Genomic DNA, 20288 nt, shown 5'->3' with positions numbered 1-20288 from the left:
GCGTATATACGCCCCTTTAAACACACACGCTTTGAAGGTTTAGAATTGTGCCTTGAAGGCTACGCCGTAGTAACGGTCTGCGTCGCGAGGGATTTGATAACGAAAGTTATCGCCGCTATACGTTGTTGCATAGCTTTCATCAAGTAAGTTTTTAGCAATCAAAGATACGCGGAATGCATCGTCTTTGAATGAGAAACTTACGCTTGCGTTAAGCATGCTGTAGTCAGGTAACAATGAGTGTGGATTAAATTCACCCGTGTTGCCTGGTAAGTCAGAGTACTGTTCATCGGTATAAATATACGATGCGTTATAGTAAACATCGAAACCGTGCTCGGTTTCCATGAAGTACTCTGCTGTTAGCGAGTATTTCAAGTCAGGAGAGAAAGGTACATCAAGGCCTGAACGGTCAGTACAGGTCGCTTCTTCAGGACAGTTAAACTCGTCGATTTCTGCCTTCGTATATGCAGCGCCACCTATAAGAGTTAGGTTGTCGGTTGCATTCCACATCATATCAAGCTCTATACCTTGCGTGGTAACATCCCCGGCATTAGTAAGACGGGTAATACATGCACCGTCTGAACAGTCGAAGTTATTCGCTTGGAAACCTTCAATGTCGGTGCTAAACAAGGCAACGTTTAGCAATAGGTCGCGACTCGCGTACTTGTAGCCTACCTCGAAAGCGTCAGATTCTTCAGCGCCAATAGGTCGGCCGTCGTTCGTTGGGTTAAAGTTATAGTAAACATTGAAACCCGGTCCTTTGTAGCCTTGTGAGTAAGTTGCATAAACCATTTGATTTTGGTCAAGGTCGTATTGAATACCAACACGGCCGGATAGATTGGTTTCATCTACCACGCCTTCGGCATCTGTATTTTCGGTAGCAGGGCGCACACCAACACCACGACGTCCATATTCATCGTTGCTAATACGACGATGCTTATACGACACTTCATCATCGGTATAGCGAAGGCCGAAGATCAGGCGCATATCATCGCTTAAATCGTAAGTACCATCGCCATAGACCGCCCAGTTATTAAATTCGGTGCTCATAAATGCAGTGGCAGAGACGATATCGTTTGCATTACATGATACGCCAAGCGAATCAGCATAAGCGTCTAAGTCTGATAGCGCGTTGGTTAGTTCGTCTCCTGATAAATTGTTTTCTGCATAAAAAGAGAGTGCCTGATCAAGCTGACCATTATTGTTTTGGCAGCTAGCATCACGTGTAAAGTTACGCTCAGAATCCATGTTCCAATAGAACATACCCGCTAGGAAGTTAAATGGGCCTGCTAGGTTTGAAGCAACACGGAATTCTTGAGAAAACTGACTCCATTCCTGCTCACCCACATCGTGCAGTTGGAAAGGTACGCCGAAAACTGGCTGGTCGCTGTCGCCAGCAATTGAGGTAAAGTCACCTTCGCGGAATTCAGTGTTTTCCCATGAGCGCTGGGCTGTGATTGAGGTGAAAGTATAGTCGCCGACAGTTTTATCAACTTGCACAGAGAAAGCTGAGTGGTCGTCGATGGTGCGAGACTCAAAATCGTGGTCGATTTGACGCTGTTCTAAATCAATGCCGTCAGCAATAGTTGCACTGCTAGGTGCTGCTTCTGAGTCTGGATTACGACCGCTTGATACGCCTTCTAAATCGGCACAACAGTCGTCATCAGCACTGTAAAACTCGCTAATAAATTTAACTTTTAAATCGTTAGTTGGCTCGTAAAGCACAACGGCGCGCGCACCTTCACGGTCATAGCCATTTACCGTTTCGTTGTTGTAAACGTTGTCTATATAACCGTCGAATTTACCTTGAAACACGGTCAAGCTAGCTGAAAGGTCGTCTGTTATACCACCGCTCACCGTGCCTTTTAAACGATATTCATTGTCTTGATAAAATTCAGTAGAAAGGCTCCCGGTTAAGTCCTGTGACGGGTCTTTTGTGGTGATGTTTACCACGCCGGCTGACGCGTTTTTACCAAAAAGTGTACCTTGTGGGCCGCGCAGAACTTCTATACGGTCAACGTCATATAGATCGGCAAAAGCCTGTCCGGAGCGGCCTAATACAACGCCATCTACCACAGTCGCCACACTTGGCTCTGCTGCGATACTAAATGAAATTGTGCCAATACCTCGAACCGTTAATGCAGAGTTACGAGTTGTGGTACCTTTGCGAAAACTAACCGATGGGACGAGAGCCTGAAGATTCTCAACATTATTTGCGAAAGCCGACTCTATCTGGTCACCGCGTAATACTGATACTGCTACAGGAACATCGCTAATACTTTGTACACGTTTCTGTGAGGTTACGACAATCTGCTCGAATGACTTATCGTCTTTTGCAGCTTCGGTTTGTTCAGTCTCTGCATCTTGCGCGTAGGCATTTGCGTTAAGCAGCAATCCAGATGTCATAGCAAGGGTTACCGCCTTACTGATGATCGATCTTTTTGTATTCATGTTGTTCTCCAGGGTATTTCGCTTATCTCGCTCTAACTAACAATGGCCAACATTTTTCGGATATATCAACCGTTGTACGTAGACGGTGTTTGGTTTTTATTTTTAGTACGTAGGGTACAGCGCTACGCGAATTTTTATTCGAGAACTAGATAAAAGATATCTTTTATCTAGTGTCTTATATAAGAGTGATTAAGTTAAACAATTGTTAAGTTGTTTGCAAACGTTATGTTAATTTTTTTGTGTTTTTTCTATACAGAACCAAAGCGTTTGGTTTAAGCCGGTTGGGAAGCAAGGCGCTTTAGGCCTTGCTCGTATTTTACTCGCCACCATTTAAGGCTTATGCCAATAGCAGCGAAACAGCTTGCCCACAAGCCAACTAGAGCCGGTATAAAGATGTTACTGATTCCGCCTACAAAGCCCACTGGGGAGAACATCAAATACAAGGTAGCAATAAGACCAACCAGCACAATGGCGCAGGGGATAGCGTAGCGCCATGGGGTCATATTAACTTCGGCCTTCGGCGTAAAGTGCCATGGTGTAGCCATTGGATAGAGCTTACCTATGGTTAACATAATGGTCAGTTCTATAGCGAATAAAATGGCATAAATATGAATGAAATTGATATCCACTTCCCAAACGAACTTTAGCAGCCCGTAAGCGATCACGTGGAAAATAATAGCTACTTTAGCGGCTAAGGCTGGCACTCTCTTAGTAAACAAGCCCACAAGCACAATGGTGATGACAGGGATGTTGTAGAACCCAGTGAATATACGAATGATTTGCCACAAGCCTTCAGGGGCAAACATAAGTAGTGGCGCAGTGATAAAAGACAAAACAGCGATAACAATACTGGTGATTTTAGCCACGCGGATTAGCTTTTCGTCACTCACTTTATCTTTTTTGAAGGGCTTATAAACGTCTAAGCAAAATAGTGTGGCAGCACTGTTAAGCAGTGAATTGAAAGAGCTAAACACCGCGCCAAGCAATACTGCTAAAAAGAAACCTGACAAATACTGTGGCAGTACGTCTTTAACCAAATGGGGGTAGGCGAGGTCGATGGTTTGAAGATTTTCGTCTTGATATAAGTGATAAGCAATAACGCCAGGTAGCATCATCATAAAGGGCACAAGCACTTTAAAGTAGCCAGAGAACAGCACGCCTTTTTGACCTTCAACCAGGTTTTTAGCCCCCAAGGTTCGCTGAATAACGTATTGGTTTGTACCCCAGTAAAACAGGTTAGCTAATATCATACCTGTAAAAATAGTACCGAAAGGGACAGGATCGTCAGCGCCGCCGATGGCATTGAGCTTTTCTGTTTCCGTTGTCGCAATAGTCGAAAGGCCGTCACTAAAGCTTCCGTCGCCTAAAGCAATTAAACCAAGTATAGGGACTAACAACCCAACAATTAAAAGGCCTACGCCGTTAATGGTATCTGATACGGCTACTGCCTTTAAGCCACCAAAAATGGCATAGAGAGCGCCAATCGTACCGACTATGACGATGGTAAGTACCAGACCCACCTCATAGCTTACGTTAAAAAGACCCGGTACATCGAACAGTCGCAAAACTGCAATGGAGCCTGAATAAAGTACCGATGGAATAGTTACTAACGAGTAACCCACCATAAATAGTACTACCGTCATTCTACGCACGCTGTCGTCGAAGCGGTCTCGCAAAAACTCAGGTAGGGTTGAGAACGCACCCGCTAAATAACGTGGCAAGAAAATAAGCGCCATAATTATGGTAGAGATACCTGCGGTTACTTCCCACGCCATCGCGCTAAGGTTATAGCCGAAGGCAGAGCCGTTTAAGCCAATAAGCTGCTCAGCGGAGAGGTTGGTAAGGATCATGGACCCGGCTATAAAGGTGCCGGTCAGCCCTCTTCCTGCGAGGAAGTAACCATCTTGTGTGTTAACTTCCCCTTTGGTTTTCATGTAAGAGATAGCGGCAACGATCGCCATAAATGCCATACATGACAATAGGGTAAGGGTAATATCCATGAACAACTCCTAAGCGCTATGCTGGCCAGTGCGAGATATTCGACATATCCATATCGGTATGCTGAACGTCTGGTCCCATTACTATGCGACTGCCTTTTTGGATGAACACCGCCACTTCATTTAGCGCAAGTATTTCTTCCCTGTATTGCTCACCCTGCACGACTTCATCGGTACCAAAGCGCACCCACTCACCCTTAGGTAAATAGTATTTAATTTTGCCGCCAGGCACGACACAAGGCACAACCAGCAATTCATCACCACACATAAACTGTTGTTCAAAAGCGTGAGAAAGCGGCTGGTCAGGAAAGGCTAACGCCATAGCTCGCTGAACCGGCAGGCCTGTAAGAGATGCTTTTTCTGCGGTTTCTTTTAGATAAGGTATAAGCTTGTAGCGCAGCTTTAATGCGTCAAACACGGCATCTGATGCTTCATCACCATATGACCAGGGTTCACGAGGGCCAATACCATGCAATCGCATGTGGGCGCTAAATACTGATGCTTGCGCCCATCGTACATAGAGCTCTGCATCTCGGGTATCTTTGTAGAAACCACCGATATCTGTGGCGAAAAAAGGTCCGCCTGACATACCCCAAGACAAACTGCCACGAATACTTGCCGCGAGGCCGTGCCAATCGGCTTGCGGGTCGCCGCCCCACTGTGATGGATAGCGCTGGCTTCCCGTCCAAGCAGAACGGCTAAATAAGAATGGGCCAGTTTTGCAGTAAGCCGCAGCTGCCTCATAAACGCAGCGGTTATAAAGCATACTGTAAACATTGTGCAGGCGATTGCCGGAATCACCACTGTAAGACAGCATATTATCGTCTTCTAGCTGCTCACCAAAGTCGGCCTTGATCATGTCTACACCAAGGTCAAATAAAGGTTTGTGCGAGGTTTTCCAAAACTCATAAGCTTCTGGATTGGTAAAGTCTAAGATACCTGAGTCTGGCAGTGGCGTAAGCACTTCCCCAAATGGGCTCAAATCCCATTCATAGCGGTACGCTTCGCCAGTGCGCTTATCCTTTATCAGCCAACCTTTTTCTGCAGCTTTTTTATAAAGAGGGTTTTTCACTGAGATCATGGGGTATTCCCATACACAGATCTTAAAACCTAACGCTTTGAGCTCATCAATAACCGGCTGTGGATCTTCGTAGCGCTTCGGGTCCCACTCAAAAGCAAAGCGAGTATCCGTGTCTTGCCATGCACGACCGTCAAGAGTAATTACATCACAGGGCATATTCTTTTCGCGTACTTCACGGGCAACCGCGAGCAGCTCATCCGCATCTTTGTAATACGCTTTAGAAAGAATCACGCCTAAACTCCACGTAGGTGGCGTAGGGGCAAAACCGGTTAATTCACTGTAGGTTTTAATGCTTTGGGCCGGTGAGTCTTGGTGGAACAAAAATACGTCGAGTAGACTATCTTCTACTAAACATACATACGCTCGCTGTGACCAAAGTGCATATCCTACGCCATGGGTGACAGGTGCAGGTGTATGTACAAAAAGGTTCCAGCCTTCAGGGCTCCACGCATACGGGGTATTTTTGTACGACTTCTCCGCGTTTACGCCGAGGGCGTCGTGATTGTATGAACGAATTAGTTGACCGCGTTTATCAAGCTTGCCCCATTTCTCGCCAAGACCGTAAACCGCCTCATCATAACCAAGCTCTAGGCTCACTAACCATCCGCTGTCTGTTTTAGCAAAGGGCGGTAAACGATGCTGGCGCACGAAGTGGCCGTCGGTAGCGCTTTGTTGAACCAGCACATCATCTTTATACAGCTTAAAATGTAGAGGAGAAGCAAAAATTTCTAAACGATAATTGCCAGCGACAAGTGTGCTGTGCGACTTGTCACCTGAATACACTAACGTTTGCTTATCGGGCGACTGTGTAAGCATAGCAAAGTCGTCAGTGGCGTTAACGTCACTTTGAATGCGTAAGCCAAACTGGCTGATACTTAAGCTCAACTCACCGTATTGCGTAGGGACGATAAGTGTTTTATCGTCAGACAAAAAGGGCTGCTCAGTGATGTCGGCAGCTTCAATATCGTTCCAATCTGGTTCAGTTACACAAAAAGCGTTACTCATTTCTACATTACCCTTGATGTCTTATATAAGACATAAGTTAATGAAATGTAACTTGGGTGTCAATCTGCAATTAGCAAATTATAAAGATTTAGATCGGGATGTGGTCATCTCTGATTTGCTATTGTAGTGATATAAGCTTTTTCTCCGTTATCGAAATACGAGCGAAGAAGGCTTAAAAGCTTATGCTTTTCACAATTAGCGTAACGCCACTTAACGCAAGCATGGTTAACGCTAATAACCTCACTGAAGATGCTGAAACTCGTGCTGCCATTACGCGGCCGATTTTTGTAAATATAATAATTACTGGTACTGCGAGTAGTGCAGAAATCATAACGTCTATTGAAGGGAGTGTACCAAAAGGTACTATAGCAAGACGTATTAATGCGGTTACGCTAAATACGGCCAATAAAGTAAAGCGTATTTCATTGATTGGCCAAGCTTGTCTGTAACACTGAAATACCACAGGCGGACCGAACGTAGAGAAAAGCCCGCCTAACATTCCGCCAAGACCGCCCGCAACAGTAAATCCAAAGGCACTACCAGACGGCTGCCCACGTTTTCTTTTAACCAGTAAAAGCCCGCAGCAGCTTAAAATAGCGAAGCCCAGCAATAGGTTTAACCATGTTGCCATGCCTATTGATAAGTATTCTAGCAGCGCGTAGCCAACTGCCATAAAAGGGATTCCGCTAATAAGTAAGATTTTAAATGCACGCGTGTTAATCTGGTCACGGTTTCTGGCAACCAGGCTTACCGAGTTAAAAAGGCTTAAAAAGCTTACCATGAATGTAGTTGCGGTAAGCGGCATAATACCAAACAAGGTGAAGCTAGACACCACCATTAACCCAAAGCCAAACCCGCTTAATGTTTGCAAGAGCGTCGCAAGACCTAAAAGGGCGAACATGGGGAGCAGTGTTTCCAAGAGCATGTATGTTATTCCTACGATGTATGTGATTTAAGTCAAAAATGCGCTATAACTCTTGTGTATGATATAAAAACAATAATTAAGCGTTTAGGTTAGGGTTCATGTCTTCATCTCAATTCGATCACAAACTCAGCGGTCCAAGTCTCGCTTTTCAGCCTCTGTATCAACAGGTAGCTGAATACATTAAGCAACTTATTGTGGAGCGTCGATGGCAACCCGGTGAGATGCTGCCTAGTGAGTTTAAACTTGCAGACGAGTTCAAAGTGAGTCAGGGAACCGTTCGCAAAGCGTTAACACTGCTTACCGACACTAAAATAGTAACCCGTAGGCAAGGGGTGGGCACATTCGTTTCTGAACATACCGCTCAAGATGCATTATTTCGCTTTTTCCCGTTACAAGCTGACGGAAAAGGCGCCGATTTACCTAAAGCAGAACTCATCAGTAAAGAACTGGTTGAGCCGAATGAAACGGTCCAAGCAGCCCTTGCTTTAACGGCAAAAGACAAAACGATAAAGCTTAAACGCAGACGCATACTCGAAAACGAATTTTGTATGCTAGAAACGATATTTTTGCCCTTCAAAATGTTTCCCGACATTCACCAACGCGAAGATATTCCACATACTTTGTATCACTTTTATCAAACGGATTATAACCAAACCGTGTTTAAAACCCGTGACAGCATTAAAGCCGTTCTAGCGTCAAAAAGTGATGCGAAAAGCTTAGGTATTGAAAAGGGAGCGCCCTTACTTTTGGTCACTCGTGTCACAGAATCTATTGATGGCAAATTAATAGAGTATCGCGAGAGTAAATGCAGAACCGACCACTATCATTATCAAGTTGAACTTGACTAACTTGCTTCATTTCTAGTCGGCTCTAGGCCATTTCTATCGTCCACACTGCTGACCGCTTCCTAAAAAGCGGACGTAAATAAACGTCCGCTCAACATACCCGCCCCCCGAAACCGGGGTACAAGCGTTATCCAATCCCAACATTAAAAGCAAAACTCGATCTTTTAATTTAGTTTGTTAACACTTTGTTGACATAAGAGTGCCTGTGTAATAACTTATGTCTTATACAAGACTAAAGTTTGAAGCTGAAGTTATACAAGAGCATACTGTTAAAGTAAAACTAATTAGCTTAATGCAACAAATTCTAAGGTGAATGAAGCAATGAATAAGATACCTGAGGTAGGTTTTGGCTTTTGGAAAGTAGATACTGCCATTTGTGCTGAAACAACATACCAAGCAATCAAAGCTGGCTATCGCCATTTAGACTGCGCAGCTGACTATGGCAACGAGAAAGAAGTGGGCGAAGGCATAAAGCGTGCTATTGATGAAGGTCTGTGTACCAGAGAAGAGTTGTGGGTAACCTCGAAACTTTGGAATACGTTTCACGCCCCAGAACACGTAGAGCTAGCGCTTGAAAAAACGCTATCTGATTTACAGCTAGACTACCTAGACTTGTATCTTATCCACTTCCCTATCGCGCAAAAGTTCGTGCCAATCGAAACACGGTATCCGCCAGAGTGGTTTTACGATCCTGATGCAGCTGAACCAAAGATGGAGCTTGCTCCTGTGCCGCTTTACAAAACATGGGAAGCCATGGAAGCGCTAGCAGATAGTGGTAGAGCAAAACAAATTGGTGTGTGTAACTACAACACGGGCCTGCTTAACGACCTAATGAGCTATGCGCGCATTAAGCCAGCTATGCTACAGATTGAATCTCATCCGTACCTTACCCAAGAACGTTTAATTCGTTTAGCAAAAGACTATGGCTTATATGTTACCGCGTTCTCCCCTTTAGGTGCGCTTTCTTACCTAGAGCTTGAAATGGCTGACCAGACTGAATCAGTACTTCAGCAGGACGTAGTGAAAGCTGCTGCAAAAGCCCACGGTAAAACGCCAGCGCAAATTGTATTGCGTTGGGGCATTCAGCGCGGCAACGCGATTATTCCGAAAACGTCAAAAGTAGAACGCATGAAAGAGAACTTGGCGCTTTTCGATTTCTCATTAAGTGAAAGTGAAATGCAGGCTATTTCTGCATTAAACATGAATCGTCGATTTAACGATCCGGGTCACTTCTGCGAAGCAGCCTTTAATCGTTTCCACCCCATTTACGACTAGGAGTAAACTATGAAAAACGTCAATGACAGCTCTGCGGTAGCGTATGCAAGCGTACCTACTCAGCACAACTACAACGGCGGCGTGTTCCCTGAAATAGTCGTGAACAATGAAAGCTGTTCCACTGTAGAGGAAACGGTTGCTTTTGTTAAAGCGAATCAGGCAGAACTTGAAGCAAAACTTGCTAAATCTGGTGCGCTGCTGTTTAGAGGGTTTCCTCTAGATTCAGCAGAGACCTTTGACGTTTTTTCAGCAGGCTTCGGCTATCCTAACTTTACTTATCAAGAGTCGCTGTCCAACGCGGTGCGTATTAACTACACCGAACGAGTATTTACCGCTAACGAAGCACCTAAAGATGTAGAGATTTTTCTTCATCACGAAATGGCTCAAACACCTATTTCTCCAAGTAAGCTTTTCTTCTTTTGTAAAACTGCAGCAGATGAGGGCGGTGCTACGCCGTTGTGTCGTTCAGACAAACTGTTTGAAGCATTGAAAGCGGAAAGCCCCGAACTGGCAAGGGACTTTAAAGAAAAAGGTCTGAAGTACACCACTACCATGCCTGCAGCAAATGACATCAATTCAGGTCAAGGGCGTAGCTGGAAAAGTACATTGAGTGTTGAAACCGTAGAAGAGGGTGAAGCTAAGCTTAAAGAACTAGGTTACAGCTGGGAGTGGATGGAAGACGGTAGCTTAAAAGCTATTACGCCTGTACTTCCAGCAGTCATTGAGTTAGCTGACGGTTCTGAAGTGTTCTACAACCAGCTTATTGCAGCTTACATGGGCTGGAAAGGCGTTCGCGAGAACCCATCTTCAGCCATTACGTTTGGTGACGGCAGCGCTATCCCGAAAGAAGGGCTAGAGCGTATTGCTGAGCTTTCTGAAGACTTCACGTTTGATTTGGAGTGGCAAGACGGGGACGTGGCAATTGTCGATAACTATCGTGCGATGCACGGCCGTCGTCCCTACTCTGGCGATCGCAAGCGTGTAGTGCTTGTGGCATTGGTTGCTTCAGAGCGTTAATACCATGAATGACATAGCAGTAAAATGTAAAAACATTTGGCCTGGGCTGGGTATTGCCACCATCACGGGCATGGCGGCCTTGTTTTTAAGTGAGCACTACAATGCCCCTGCTATGTTATTCGCATTATTGTTAGGCATGGCGGTTTCGTTTTTATACCAAAACGATACGCCATGCGCTTGCGGTATCGATTTTACCGCAAGTACCTTGCTTCGCGCGGGTGTGGTTTTACTGGGCTTAAGAATAGCCCTAGGTGACCTGGCAGTGCTAGGTTGGCAAACAGCGCTCATGCTCGCTGGCGCCATTTTTACTACCATTGTTTTGGGCGTAGGCTTGGCAAAAGCGCTAGGACTTCAAAAACGCTTTGGTGCACTAACCGGCGGCTCCGTCGCTATTTGCGGTGCGTCTGCTGCGCTAGCCATCTCTACAATACTGCCAAAGGGCGAAAACCACGAGCGAGATACATTACTTACCGTTATTGGTGTAACGGCTATGTCTACTATCGCCATGGTGCTTTATCCCATAATCGCGGGGCAGTTAGGTATGACAGATACCGAAGCTGGAATCTTTCTAGGCGGTACAATTCACGATGTAGCGCAGGTAGTAGGGGCTGGTTACTCAGTGTCAGAAAGTGCGGGTGATATGGCGACCCTTACCAAGTTGGTTCGCGTTGCCATGCTCATGCCTGTGGTACTGATTATGATGCTTGTGATAAAAAGATTCTATAAAGCCAGTACTCAAGCAGAGGGCGGTGAAGTACCTAAAATGCCGCTTTTCCTCATCGGTTTTATTGCACTAATGCTGCTCAATAGTTTTGTAACGTTACCTGAATTTTTGATTGAAGCAGGTACGCAGGTTTCTCGTTTCTTTTTAGTTGTTTCCATTACGGCAATCGGTATGAAATCAAACTTAGGCAAGCTTGCCGAAGTCGGCATGCTTCCAATAGTCATGATAGTGGTTGAAACCCTTTGGATTGCACTGCTCATTCTTGGTTTTCTATACACCATGTAAAGGCATTTCATCATTTTACGGCAGCACATTTTAAACATAAGTCGATTGTACTAATAAGGTGGTCTCAGTGAAAAAACACGGTCTTCACGAACTTTATGCCAAAGACCCTGTAAAAGCCGATGAGCAGGTCTTTCAAAGAACCAGTGATAAGCTAACCCGACGAGGCTTTATCAAAGGTTTGAAATCACTGTCTTTGCTACTCGGTGCCGAAGTGGTGTACGGACAATTTATGCCAGCGGGTCTTATTCCCGCTGCATTTGCCCAAGCTGACACACCTTTTTCAATAAAAGGTAAAGATGGGTTAACCATACTCAATGACAGACCATTAAACGCAGAAACACCAGCACACCTACTGGATGATGCAGTTACTCCCGCTTCGCGCTTTTTTGTAAGAAATAACGGTATTCCCCCGCAAGCGCCAGATGCAAGCAGCTGGACGCTTACTATTGAAGGGGAGTCTGCAGCACAGTCAAAAACCTTTACCCTTGAAGAACTAAAAGCTCAATTTAAGCATTACACCTATCAGCTAACGCTTGAGTGTGGCGGAAATGGGCGTGCCGAGTTCTCACCGGCCGCTACCGGTAACCAGTGGACAACGGGAGCGGTAGGCTGCCCACGCTGGACGGGGGTAAGGCTAAACGATGTTTTAAAGGCCGTGGGTGTTAAAGATGATGCGGTTTACATTGGTTATTACGGTGACGATCAGCATTTAAGCCGAACACCGGGCAAAGCGGCTATTTCGCGAGGCGTGCCCATCGACAAAGCGATGGAGGACGAGTCGTTAATCGCGTGGGCAATGAATGATGAACCGCTTCCCTTAATGAACGGCTTCCCGCTGCGGCTTGTATTTGGTGGCTGGCCTGCATCAACGTCAGGTAAGTGGCTTAAGAAAATTGTAATTCGAGACCGCGTGCACGACGGTGCAAAAATGCTGGGTAAAGCCTATAGGATGCCGTGTAAACCTGTAGCGCCTGGCGCGAAAGTTGCCGACGAAGACATGTGTATTATTGAAGCTATGCCAGTTAAGTCGCTTATTACCTTTCCAAAGTCTGGCAGCGACCACTCTCTTAAAGAAAAGCTAACCGTTCGGGGACATGCATGGAGTGGTGAAGGCAAAATTGCCAAGGTGTTTACCTCTATTGATTTTGGCCAAACCTGGCAGCTTGCTCAGCTGAACGCACCGGCAAACAGACACGCATGGCAGCAGTTCAGCACGCAGATAAACTTCCCCCAGCAGGGCTATTACGAAGTATGGGCTAAAGCACAAGATGAGCATGGAAAATCACAGCCTATGGTGTTACCTGGATGGAATCCAAAAGGGTATTTAAACAATGCCTGTCATCGTATCGCTGTGCGTGTGGTGTAGGTATATGAGTACGAGATTTTATGTATGTTAAGTGGGGCAATTGATATGGCTAGCATAATGGTTCGATTTATTGCCCTAGTAGGAGTCCTTCATCTACCCGTTGCAGCGGCCGATATTGAGACGAATAATACGAAAAGCATGACAAATTCACCAAAAGAGCACGTGCAGCCTGCTGTGGATCCCCAGTCAGGCCTCGTAAAAGCAGAAGGATTTAACTTAGTGTTAGCCCATTGCAGTGCCTGTCACTCGACTTCTCTTATTACTCAGAATGCCATGAGCCGTGAAAGGTGGCTTGAGACTATCCGCTGGATGCAAAACACACAGAAGCTGTGGTCACTGGGTGAGGCAGAACCAACGATATTAGATTATCTATCAACCTGGTATGGCCCTAAAAAAAGCGCTCGTCGTGCGCCTCTACCACCTCATTTACTGCCTGCAAACTAAAAGCAGAGCTAATAGTTTAATTTATCCCCTCAGTTTTATAATTTTCTGCCGATAATCAAACAATAACGCTACTTCAGACTAATGGCTAAGACGATATAACCTCTGTTAGTCTGAACAAAATAACTCTATAAAAATTATTGGTAACTAAACATGTTTGTATCACGCAGCAAATTCGAAGAAAAAGAAGCGCAAGTTCAGCTACTAGAAAAGCGACTTCAAGAAACGTTAGACAGGGTGTCTTTGCTTGAAGCCGAAAATGCAGAGCTGACTGCCGCTTTAGAGATTGCTAAGCACGAAGATGTTTCATCTGCCAATGCCACAGTAGTTAAATGTCTAGTAGATTCACTGTCACAGGTTGAGGGCGTTCGCGAAACGGTTTTACATTCTTACGAACGCATTAATGCCGAGAGTCAGTCTATTGTTGATATAAATGATTTATTTAGTGAATCGGCCTCTACATTGAGCAAGATTGTATCTGACATGAGCGGCCTGAATGTTCAGATGGGAAGTATGAGCGAGCGTATTTCTGGTCTGTCTACTACAGCTGACAATATCAATAAGTTTGTAACCACTATCACCAGCATTTCTGATCAGACTAATTTACTTGCCTTAAATGCAGCGATTGAAGCGGCCCGTGCAGGTGATGCTGGACGAGGCTTTAGTGTTGTAGCTGACGAGGTAAGAGCACTGGCAACTGAGACAAATAAGTCTGCTACAGAAGTATCAGAGCTTGTAAACGGTATTATCCAATCAACATCGAAAGCGGTGTCAGGTGTTAATGAACTGCGTGGTAACAATGAAGAGTTAGAAACAGGCATTAACCAGCTTAATAGCAGTTACGAGACTATGGTTCAACATTGCGACAGCATGAAGACCACCATTAGCGAAGGCGCAATGGCTACGTTCATTCAAACTGTAAAATTAGATCACGTGGTGTGGAAAGCAGGGGTTTATGAGGTGCTCTGTGGCTTCAGTAACAAATCAGCAGCTGACTTTAGCGATCACGTAAGTTGTCGTTTAGGACAATGGTATAATGAAAATTCAACTAATCCTATCGGTCAGACGACAGCCTTTAGAGAGATTGAAGCGCCGCATGCAAAAGTGCATAGTAGTGGTGTTGCAGCAATAAAAGCAAAACAAGCGGGTAATATTGCAGAGGCAGATGCAAAACTGATAGAAATGGAACAGGCGAGCGAGCGTGTAATGATGCTTCTTGATCGCTTAGCCGGATAAAACTAACAAACGCTAAAGCACACGTGAATTAGCGTGCTTTTATTATTAAAGGGCACGCACAATGGAGGGCTTTTAGGTGAGTGAAACATCGTATTCCACCGAAAACGAACGCATTCGTGCGCTTGAAGCCCGTGTTAATTCGCTAGAGCGACAGCTTAAGCGTCAAAAGATTGCACGTAAAAACGCTGAATCTTTCTTAGAAACTTATTCGCAAGATGCCTATTTAGCCAATCAGGCATTACGCAAAGCACTCAAAGACTCTAAACAGAGGGAGCGAGAGCTTCTTTACCTTAATCGAACAGCATCCCAACTTACTCAAGCAACATCCGGAGAAAGTTACATATTTTCGGCCCTTGAATCTGCCGTAGAGTTTAGCGGTGCGTTTTGCGGCAAAGCTTTTACCGTAAGAGATGGCGAACTCATTATTGGTAACGATGACAGCGTGCTGGTTCAGGGGCAGGGCTGGATTACGTCACCCACGTTAGCGCAATTTATCAAGCAGGAAACACCATTAGATTTACGAGAAAGCTATTCCCACTGGTGTGTTAGTGCAGTAATACAGCCTGAAACAGATAAAGAGTCTCGCTTACTTCACTTTATGCATGAAATGTCGAAAGGGGAATATACGTGGTTAGTATTGTTGACCAAAGACGATAACCTGGAAGAAGAAACGCTTTACGTTTTAGATACCACAAAGCACTACCTCAACATCACCTCTCGATACCAAAATAAGAAAAGTGAACTAAATACTAGGCAACGAGAACTGAGTAACGTGAAAAAGGATCGGGACTTCCTTGAAGAAAGATTGGTCAGTGCAGATAAGATGGCCATGCTAGGTCAGCTAGCCGCAGGTATCGCCCATGAAATTAACAACCCTATTGGTTATGTGCGAAGTAATACTGTCGTTGCAAAAGATATCTTTAACGACTATCAGCGTGCGCTTGAGGAAATAGGTAACCTTTGTAAAGAAGCTGGTGGTGACGTTGCAGCGCATTTTATGGCGCTTGAAAAGCGTTTTTCGCTTAAAGACAGTGCAACCGAAATTGCGGAAATGTTTGATGAGTCTCATGAAGGTATAGAGCGTATTATCGAAATCGTGAAAGCGTTAAGAAGCTTTTCTTATCCAGGCTCGGGCAAGCATTCCGAAATTAGCGCTATCGAAGCCATGAATACAGCGATTAAGCTTACCAACAATTTGCATCGTTATCGCAATACAGTGCGCTTTGAAGTACCAGAGGAAGATGCTTTCTTTAACGGCAACTCAGGACAAATTCAGCAGGTGCTTGTCAACTTTTTAACCAATGCGATATATGCCACACCTGAAGGGAAAGGCATAACGCTAAAAGTACAGAAGGAGGGTGGCAGTGCCTGTCTTATCGTTGAAGACGAGGGTAGAGGCATGTCAAAAGAAACGCTCAGCAAGGTTTTTACACCTTTCTTCACAACTAAACCACCAGGCGAGGGCACCGGGCTGGGTATGTCAATTTCTATGACCATTGTCGAGGAGCATAATGGCAGGATTGATATTGTAAGTGCTGAAGGCAGAGGCACAAAAGTGTCTGTTGTATTGCCATTGGTCTAAAGTATAGAGTGCTTTTTTAACTCACTGATAAAATGTAAAATTTCTCTAATTTTTGGCTTAAGCTAGACAGCGGCTGTTTATGTTCTAGTCTTATGAGAAAGCAAAGATTCTCTGCTTTAAGGACGAACGCTTTGCAAAATGGAGAAAGAATTCAATGAGAAATAACCAGCCTGTTACCCAAAAAGAGTATAAATTCCCCCCTCACCACCGCCTTATTTCATCAACCGACACACGTGGCGTTATTCAACATTGTAATGGTGAGTTTGTGGAAGCAAGTGGCTTTACCCGCGAAGAATTAATAGGCAAAAACCATAACTTAATTCGTCACCCCGATATGCCAGCCCCCGTGTTTAAGGAAATGTGGCGTACGTTAGAGTCTGGACAAAGCTGGCTGGGATTAGTTAAAAACAGAAGGAAGAATGGCGATCACTACTGGGTTTCGGCATTCGTGACTCCCGTTTATGACGGTAAAACAATCGTGGGATATGAATCTGTTCGAGTTCCTGCGTTAAATGATGAAATTGCCAGAGCTACAAAGGTTTATGAAAGAATAAGAGAAGGCAAATCGCCAGTATCGCCAGCGGTTCGTCTTATACAAATGTTTTCGCATTTAGCACCATCATTAATATTCAGTACGCTAATGGTTTTGATCTTGGCGTTTACACACGGCGCTGTTGCTGCTGGCATAGCGCTACTCGGCGCTATTATTTTAATGTTGGCTCAACAAACTAAAGCCAAAAAAGATTGGCACGGACTACTTGCGCTTAGCCCTGAAAGCTACGCAAATGAAACGGTGTCACAAACCTACTTCCCAGATCCACCACATATAAGCCAAGCTAAACTCGCGCTAGGCTGTGAACTTGCTAGAAATCGCACGGCATTAACCCGAATTAAAGATGCATCAACAGGTCTTGAGAACATAGCTAATACAACCCACCATCAGGCAGAAAGTACTAGCGCCGCCGTTGTACAGCAAAACCAAGCTACTCAGCAAATAGCGTCTGCCGTGACGCAAATGAGTCAGGCTATCCAAGAAGTGGCTGAGCGAGTTGAAGGAAATGCGAAAAGCGCAAAAACAGCCGCAGCTAATGTAGAAACAGGTAACCAAAAAGCTGAACAAGCCATGCAGGCAATTGTTGCTTTGCGCGAGGCGGTAGAGTCAATTTCAACAACGGTAACTGAGCTCGCTCAGTCAACCAGTGATATAGGTGAAGCGGCCAATATTATATCCACCATTGCCGAGCAAACTAACCTACTTGCGCTTAATGCTGCCATTGAAGCAGCTCGGGCAGGTGAGCAGGGAAGGGGGTTTGCAGTTGTTGCCGATGAAGTACGTACATTGGCTTCTAAAACCCGTGAATCAACCGATAAAATTCATAATATCATCAGTGAATTGGCTGAGCGTTCTGATCGCGCTGTGCGGGTATCCACAGAAGGGCTAGCTTCAGCAGAGCACGGCAGCATAATTGTGGAAGAAACCCGAGGTGCATTATTTGAAATAAATAACGCGGTGAAAGGTATTGCTGATGCTACGGTAGAGATGTCTTCTGCTGTAGAAGAACAAAGTACGGTGGCAGAACATATTAATCAACAGTTGGTTGAAGTGGCTGATGGCGCGTCTGAAACTCAGCGCTCCTCTGAGGCATCGCTAGCAGCGAGCCATGATTTACGTGCTACGGTAAATCAAGTTCACGAGCTTATTTTGCGCTTCAGTACAGACAAGCGGGTAGGAGAGTAGCCCTCTCCCCCCGTGTGTGCTTCGTCTAGTTCGTATTGAGCCCAGCATGTAAGCCGCGTTTATAGGCGGCAACGGCTGGGAACAGCGAAACCAAGTAGGTGCACCCCAATATAAGTAAAATGATAATAACGCTGCTTTGCCCAAACAGCGGACTACTCAAAAACAAACCATATGTACTGCTTAACCAGGGTTTTAATACGCTCATAAGCCCAGCCACCAAGCCTAAGCTTAGTACGGCACTCAATATAGTAAGCAGCATAGCTTCAATTTGAATAAGTAGCAGTAGGGTGAAAGGCCCTGCGCCTATGGTACGTAAAACAGCGATTTCTTGATAACGCTCACGCATAGTTGCAAGTAGCATAGTCGCTAACCCAATTAGCGCGCAAATGACGATAAGACCGGAAAGACCAAGCAATAGCGACTCTACATTTCCCATAATTTGCCAAAGCTCAGCGAGCGCCATACCCGGTAGTATCGCCATAAGCGGCTCTTTTTTACTTTGGTTGATTTGATACTGCAGCTGTAGCGCTGTAACGCGATGTTTTAGCCCAAGCATCACAACTGATACTGACTCTGGGGCAAAGGCTTCGCTGTTGTACGTCTCATGTTCACCGGTATGCTCGCCGTGCTCGTGCTCGTGCTCGTGCTCGTGCTCGTGCTCGTCTTCGATGGTTTTATTACTCGATTTACGGCCTAACATTGAGGTGGGCGAATGCTTAGGCCCTGTGTGGGCCTCTTCAAGTCCCTGCAAGGTGACATACACAGCCTTATCCACCGGGGTGCCCGTTTTATCTAAAATGCCGGAAATAGTAAAAGGGTGATCGTCGTGATTATTGAATGAGACACTGCCTAAGCCGTGAGAAATAATAATCTCATCACCCACTTCATATCCCAATGATTCCGCTATATCAGCACCAACTACCGTAGATAGCGGCTGTGTAAATGTCGCTCCATCAGATAGCTTTAGTGACTGCATGTCACCGTATTTAAAGTGTTCAAAAAAGCTGTTGGTCGTACCTACCACTCTAAAGCCTCGGTGAGTATCACCTAAAGAAAGTGGAATGAGCCACGAGACCTGTTTGTTGGATTTAAGCGATGCAACACTCGTATATTCAATGCCCTTAGTGGGTGTTCCTATATTAAACACCGACGACAATAGCAGGTTAAGCTGGCCGCTCGGTGCGCCGACAATAAGGTCAACACCTGACACTGTACGCGTAAAGCTGGTTTTCACTTGGCTGCGAATTATATCAACGCATAAAAGCAAACTAATGCTGATGGTAATGCTTACCAGCGTAAGTATTGCCGTTGTTTTTCTGCGCTTTAGACTTTCAATAGCAATAGTACTTAGCATTACGCACGCTCCTGTGCTTGCTCAATGCCACCGAATGAGGATATTGCATGGTTCGAGCTTGGGCTCAATTCACTAATACTGCAATGACGGTCAAAATAGCTCTCCATGGCTTTATCATGGCTAACGAAAATCATTGTGCTCTTACCTGCAACCTCTTTTAACAGCGACATAAAGCTATCTCGCGCATCGCTATCTAACGCCGAAGTAGGTTCATCGACAATTAATAACTGTGGGTCATTAATGAGCGCTCGGGCTATAGCTACCCGCTGCTGTTGGCCAATACTCAAAGCATCTGCCTTCGCATGTAGTACCTGTGAAGGTAGCTGTAGCTTGTCGAGTAAATGGAGAAGTTTATCTTCTCCCGCCGTTTTAGTTGTTTTACTACTTGCGAAGTACACCGCAGCGTTAATATTTTGCGCCACAGAAAGATACGGAATAAGGTTGAACTGCTGAAAGACAACGCCAATATTGCGTGCTCTAAATTTGTCTCGCTGACGATTCGATAAGGAAGAGAAAGGCTGCGACAACAAGGTTATGCCGCCTTGAGAGGGTGTCAAAGTACCGCATAACAAATTAAGCAAAGTACTCTTTCCGCTACCCGAAGGGCCTGATAGAAAAACATGTTCACCTTGTGGCACCTGCCATGCTTTTATATCAATGATGGGCGGGCTTTCTTTACTGTACGAAAACTGTAAATTGTTTACTTCAATTGCTGGGTTGCACTCTTCTATTGATGCGTTGTGCTTTTCAGACACTGCGTTGCGCTGGGAATGAGTGCTATTGTTTTTATTGATGGTATTCACGCTAAGCCCGACCTGTATTTACGTCTTATATTCACATTAGCAAAGGCGGTACCTTGTTTCTTATTTGTTTTCCTACTTACTTCAGGTACCCAAAGCAAGTAAAGAACATAGCACCGCTTAAAAGTGATGTTATCAAATAACATCACTTTGCAAAGACATGTTATCA

General features: G+C 45.1%; 15 protein-coding genes. 9 read left to right on the top strand and 6 right to left on the bottom strand.

Features of this window, described 5'->3' with window-relative positions:
- Positions 1-39 precede the first annotated feature (39 nt).
- The 4 genes from ACXAGK_RS13235 to ACXAGK_RS13220 all read right to left on the bottom strand — a co-directional run bounded on the left by ACXAGK_RS13235 (position 40) and on the right by ACXAGK_RS13220 (position 7456).
- A complete protein-coding gene (locus ACXAGK_RS13235) occupies positions 40-2448 on the bottom strand; it encodes a TonB-dependent receptor (RefSeq protein ID WP_474856582.1) in 2409 nt (802 codons plus the stop codon).
- 272 nt (positions 2449-2720) lie between these two features.
- Positions 2721-4448 carry a solute:sodium symporter family transporter gene (locus ACXAGK_RS13230; protein ID WP_474856581.1) on the bottom strand — a complete coding sequence of 576 codons (1728 nt, stop codon included), beginning with the start codon at positions 4446-4448 and terminating at the stop codon, positions 2721-2723.
- A gap of 16 nt (positions 4449-4464) precedes the next feature.
- Entirely contained in the window at positions 4465-6531 is a 2067-nt protein-coding gene (locus tag ACXAGK_RS13225; RefSeq protein WP_474856580.1) for a glycoside hydrolase family 31 protein, read from the bottom strand.
- Between the two features lie 172 nt (positions 6532-6703).
- On the bottom strand, positions 6704-7456 hold the full coding sequence (locus tag ACXAGK_RS13220; protein ID WP_474856579.1) for a TSUP family transporter: 753 nt from the start codon (positions 7454-7456) through the stop codon (positions 6704-6706).
- Between the two features lie 98 nt (positions 7457-7554).
- Here ACXAGK_RS13220 and ACXAGK_RS13215 point away from each other — a divergent pair, with 98 nt between their 5' ends.
- The 9 genes from ACXAGK_RS13215 (at position 7555) to ACXAGK_RS13175 (ending at position 17965) form a co-directional block, all read left to right on the top strand.
- Positions 7555-8304 (top strand): GntR family transcriptional regulator, encoded by a 750-nt coding sequence (locus ACXAGK_RS13215; protein ID WP_474856578.1) that lies wholly within the window; start codon positions 7555-7557, stop codon positions 8302-8304.
- 318 nt (positions 8305-8622) lie between these two features.
- Complete coding sequence (locus tag ACXAGK_RS13210) at positions 8623-9576, top strand: aldo/keto reductase (RefSeq protein ID WP_474856577.1); 954 nt, start codon at positions 8623-8625, stop codon at positions 9574-9576.
- Positions 9577-9585: 9 nt separating this feature from the next.
- Positions 9586-10593 carry a TauD/TfdA family dioxygenase gene (locus ACXAGK_RS13205; protein WP_205676496.1) on the top strand — a complete coding sequence of 336 codons (1008 nt, stop codon included), beginning with the start codon at positions 9586-9588 and terminating at the stop codon, positions 10591-10593.
- A 4-nt stretch (positions 10594-10597) separates the two neighbouring features.
- Positions 10598-11602, top strand: coding sequence for a YeiH family protein (locus ACXAGK_RS13200; protein WP_474856576.1), 1005 nt, complete (start codon positions 10598-10600; stop codon positions 11600-11602).
- A gap of 58 nt (positions 11603-11660) precedes the next feature.
- Entirely contained in the window at positions 11661-12968 is a 1308-nt protein-coding gene (locus tag ACXAGK_RS13195; RefSeq protein ID WP_474856575.1) for a sulfite oxidase, read from the top strand.
- A gap of 45 nt (positions 12969-13013) precedes the next feature.
- Positions 13014-13412 carry a hypothetical protein gene (locus ACXAGK_RS13190; protein WP_474856574.1) on the top strand — a complete coding sequence of 133 codons (399 nt, stop codon included), beginning with the start codon at positions 13014-13016 and terminating at the stop codon, positions 13410-13412.
- Between the two features lie 150 nt (positions 13413-13562).
- The gene (locus tag ACXAGK_RS13185; RefSeq protein WP_474856573.1) at positions 13563-14645 is read left to right on the top strand and encodes a methyl-accepting chemotaxis protein; all 1083 of its coding nucleotides are present in this window, start codon (positions 13563-13565) and stop codon (positions 14643-14645) included.
- Positions 14646-14721: 76 nt separating this feature from the next.
- Complete coding sequence (locus ACXAGK_RS13180) at positions 14722-16227, top strand: sensor histidine kinase (protein WP_474856572.1); 1506 nt, start codon at positions 14722-14724, stop codon at positions 16225-16227.
- Positions 16228-16381: 154 nt separating this feature from the next.
- Positions 16382-17965, top strand: coding sequence for a methyl-accepting chemotaxis protein (locus tag ACXAGK_RS13175; RefSeq protein ID WP_474856571.1), 1584 nt, complete (start codon positions 16382-16384; stop codon positions 17963-17965).
- A gap of 25 nt (positions 17966-17990) precedes the next feature.
- On the opposite strand, the gene ACXAGK_RS13170 is transcribed toward ACXAGK_RS13175, so the two are convergent.
- Both ACXAGK_RS13170 and ACXAGK_RS13165 read right to left on the bottom strand, forming a co-directional pair.
- A complete protein-coding gene (locus ACXAGK_RS13170) occupies positions 17991-19319 on the bottom strand; it encodes an ABC transporter permease (protein WP_474856570.1) in 1329 nt (442 codons plus the stop codon).
- Entirely contained in the window at positions 19319-20122 is an 804-nt protein-coding gene (locus ACXAGK_RS13165) for an ATP-binding cassette domain-containing protein (protein WP_474856569.1), read from the bottom strand. Before ACXAGK_RS13165 ends, ACXAGK_RS13170 begins: the two co-directional genes overlap by 1 nt.
- Between the last annotated feature and the right edge of the window lie 166 nt (positions 20123-20288).

Source organism: Alteromonas sp. ABM1_013 (assembly GCF_056160505.1).
Note: the sequence above shows the minus strand (reverse complement) of the source record. Positions and strands in the feature narration are given on the sequence as shown.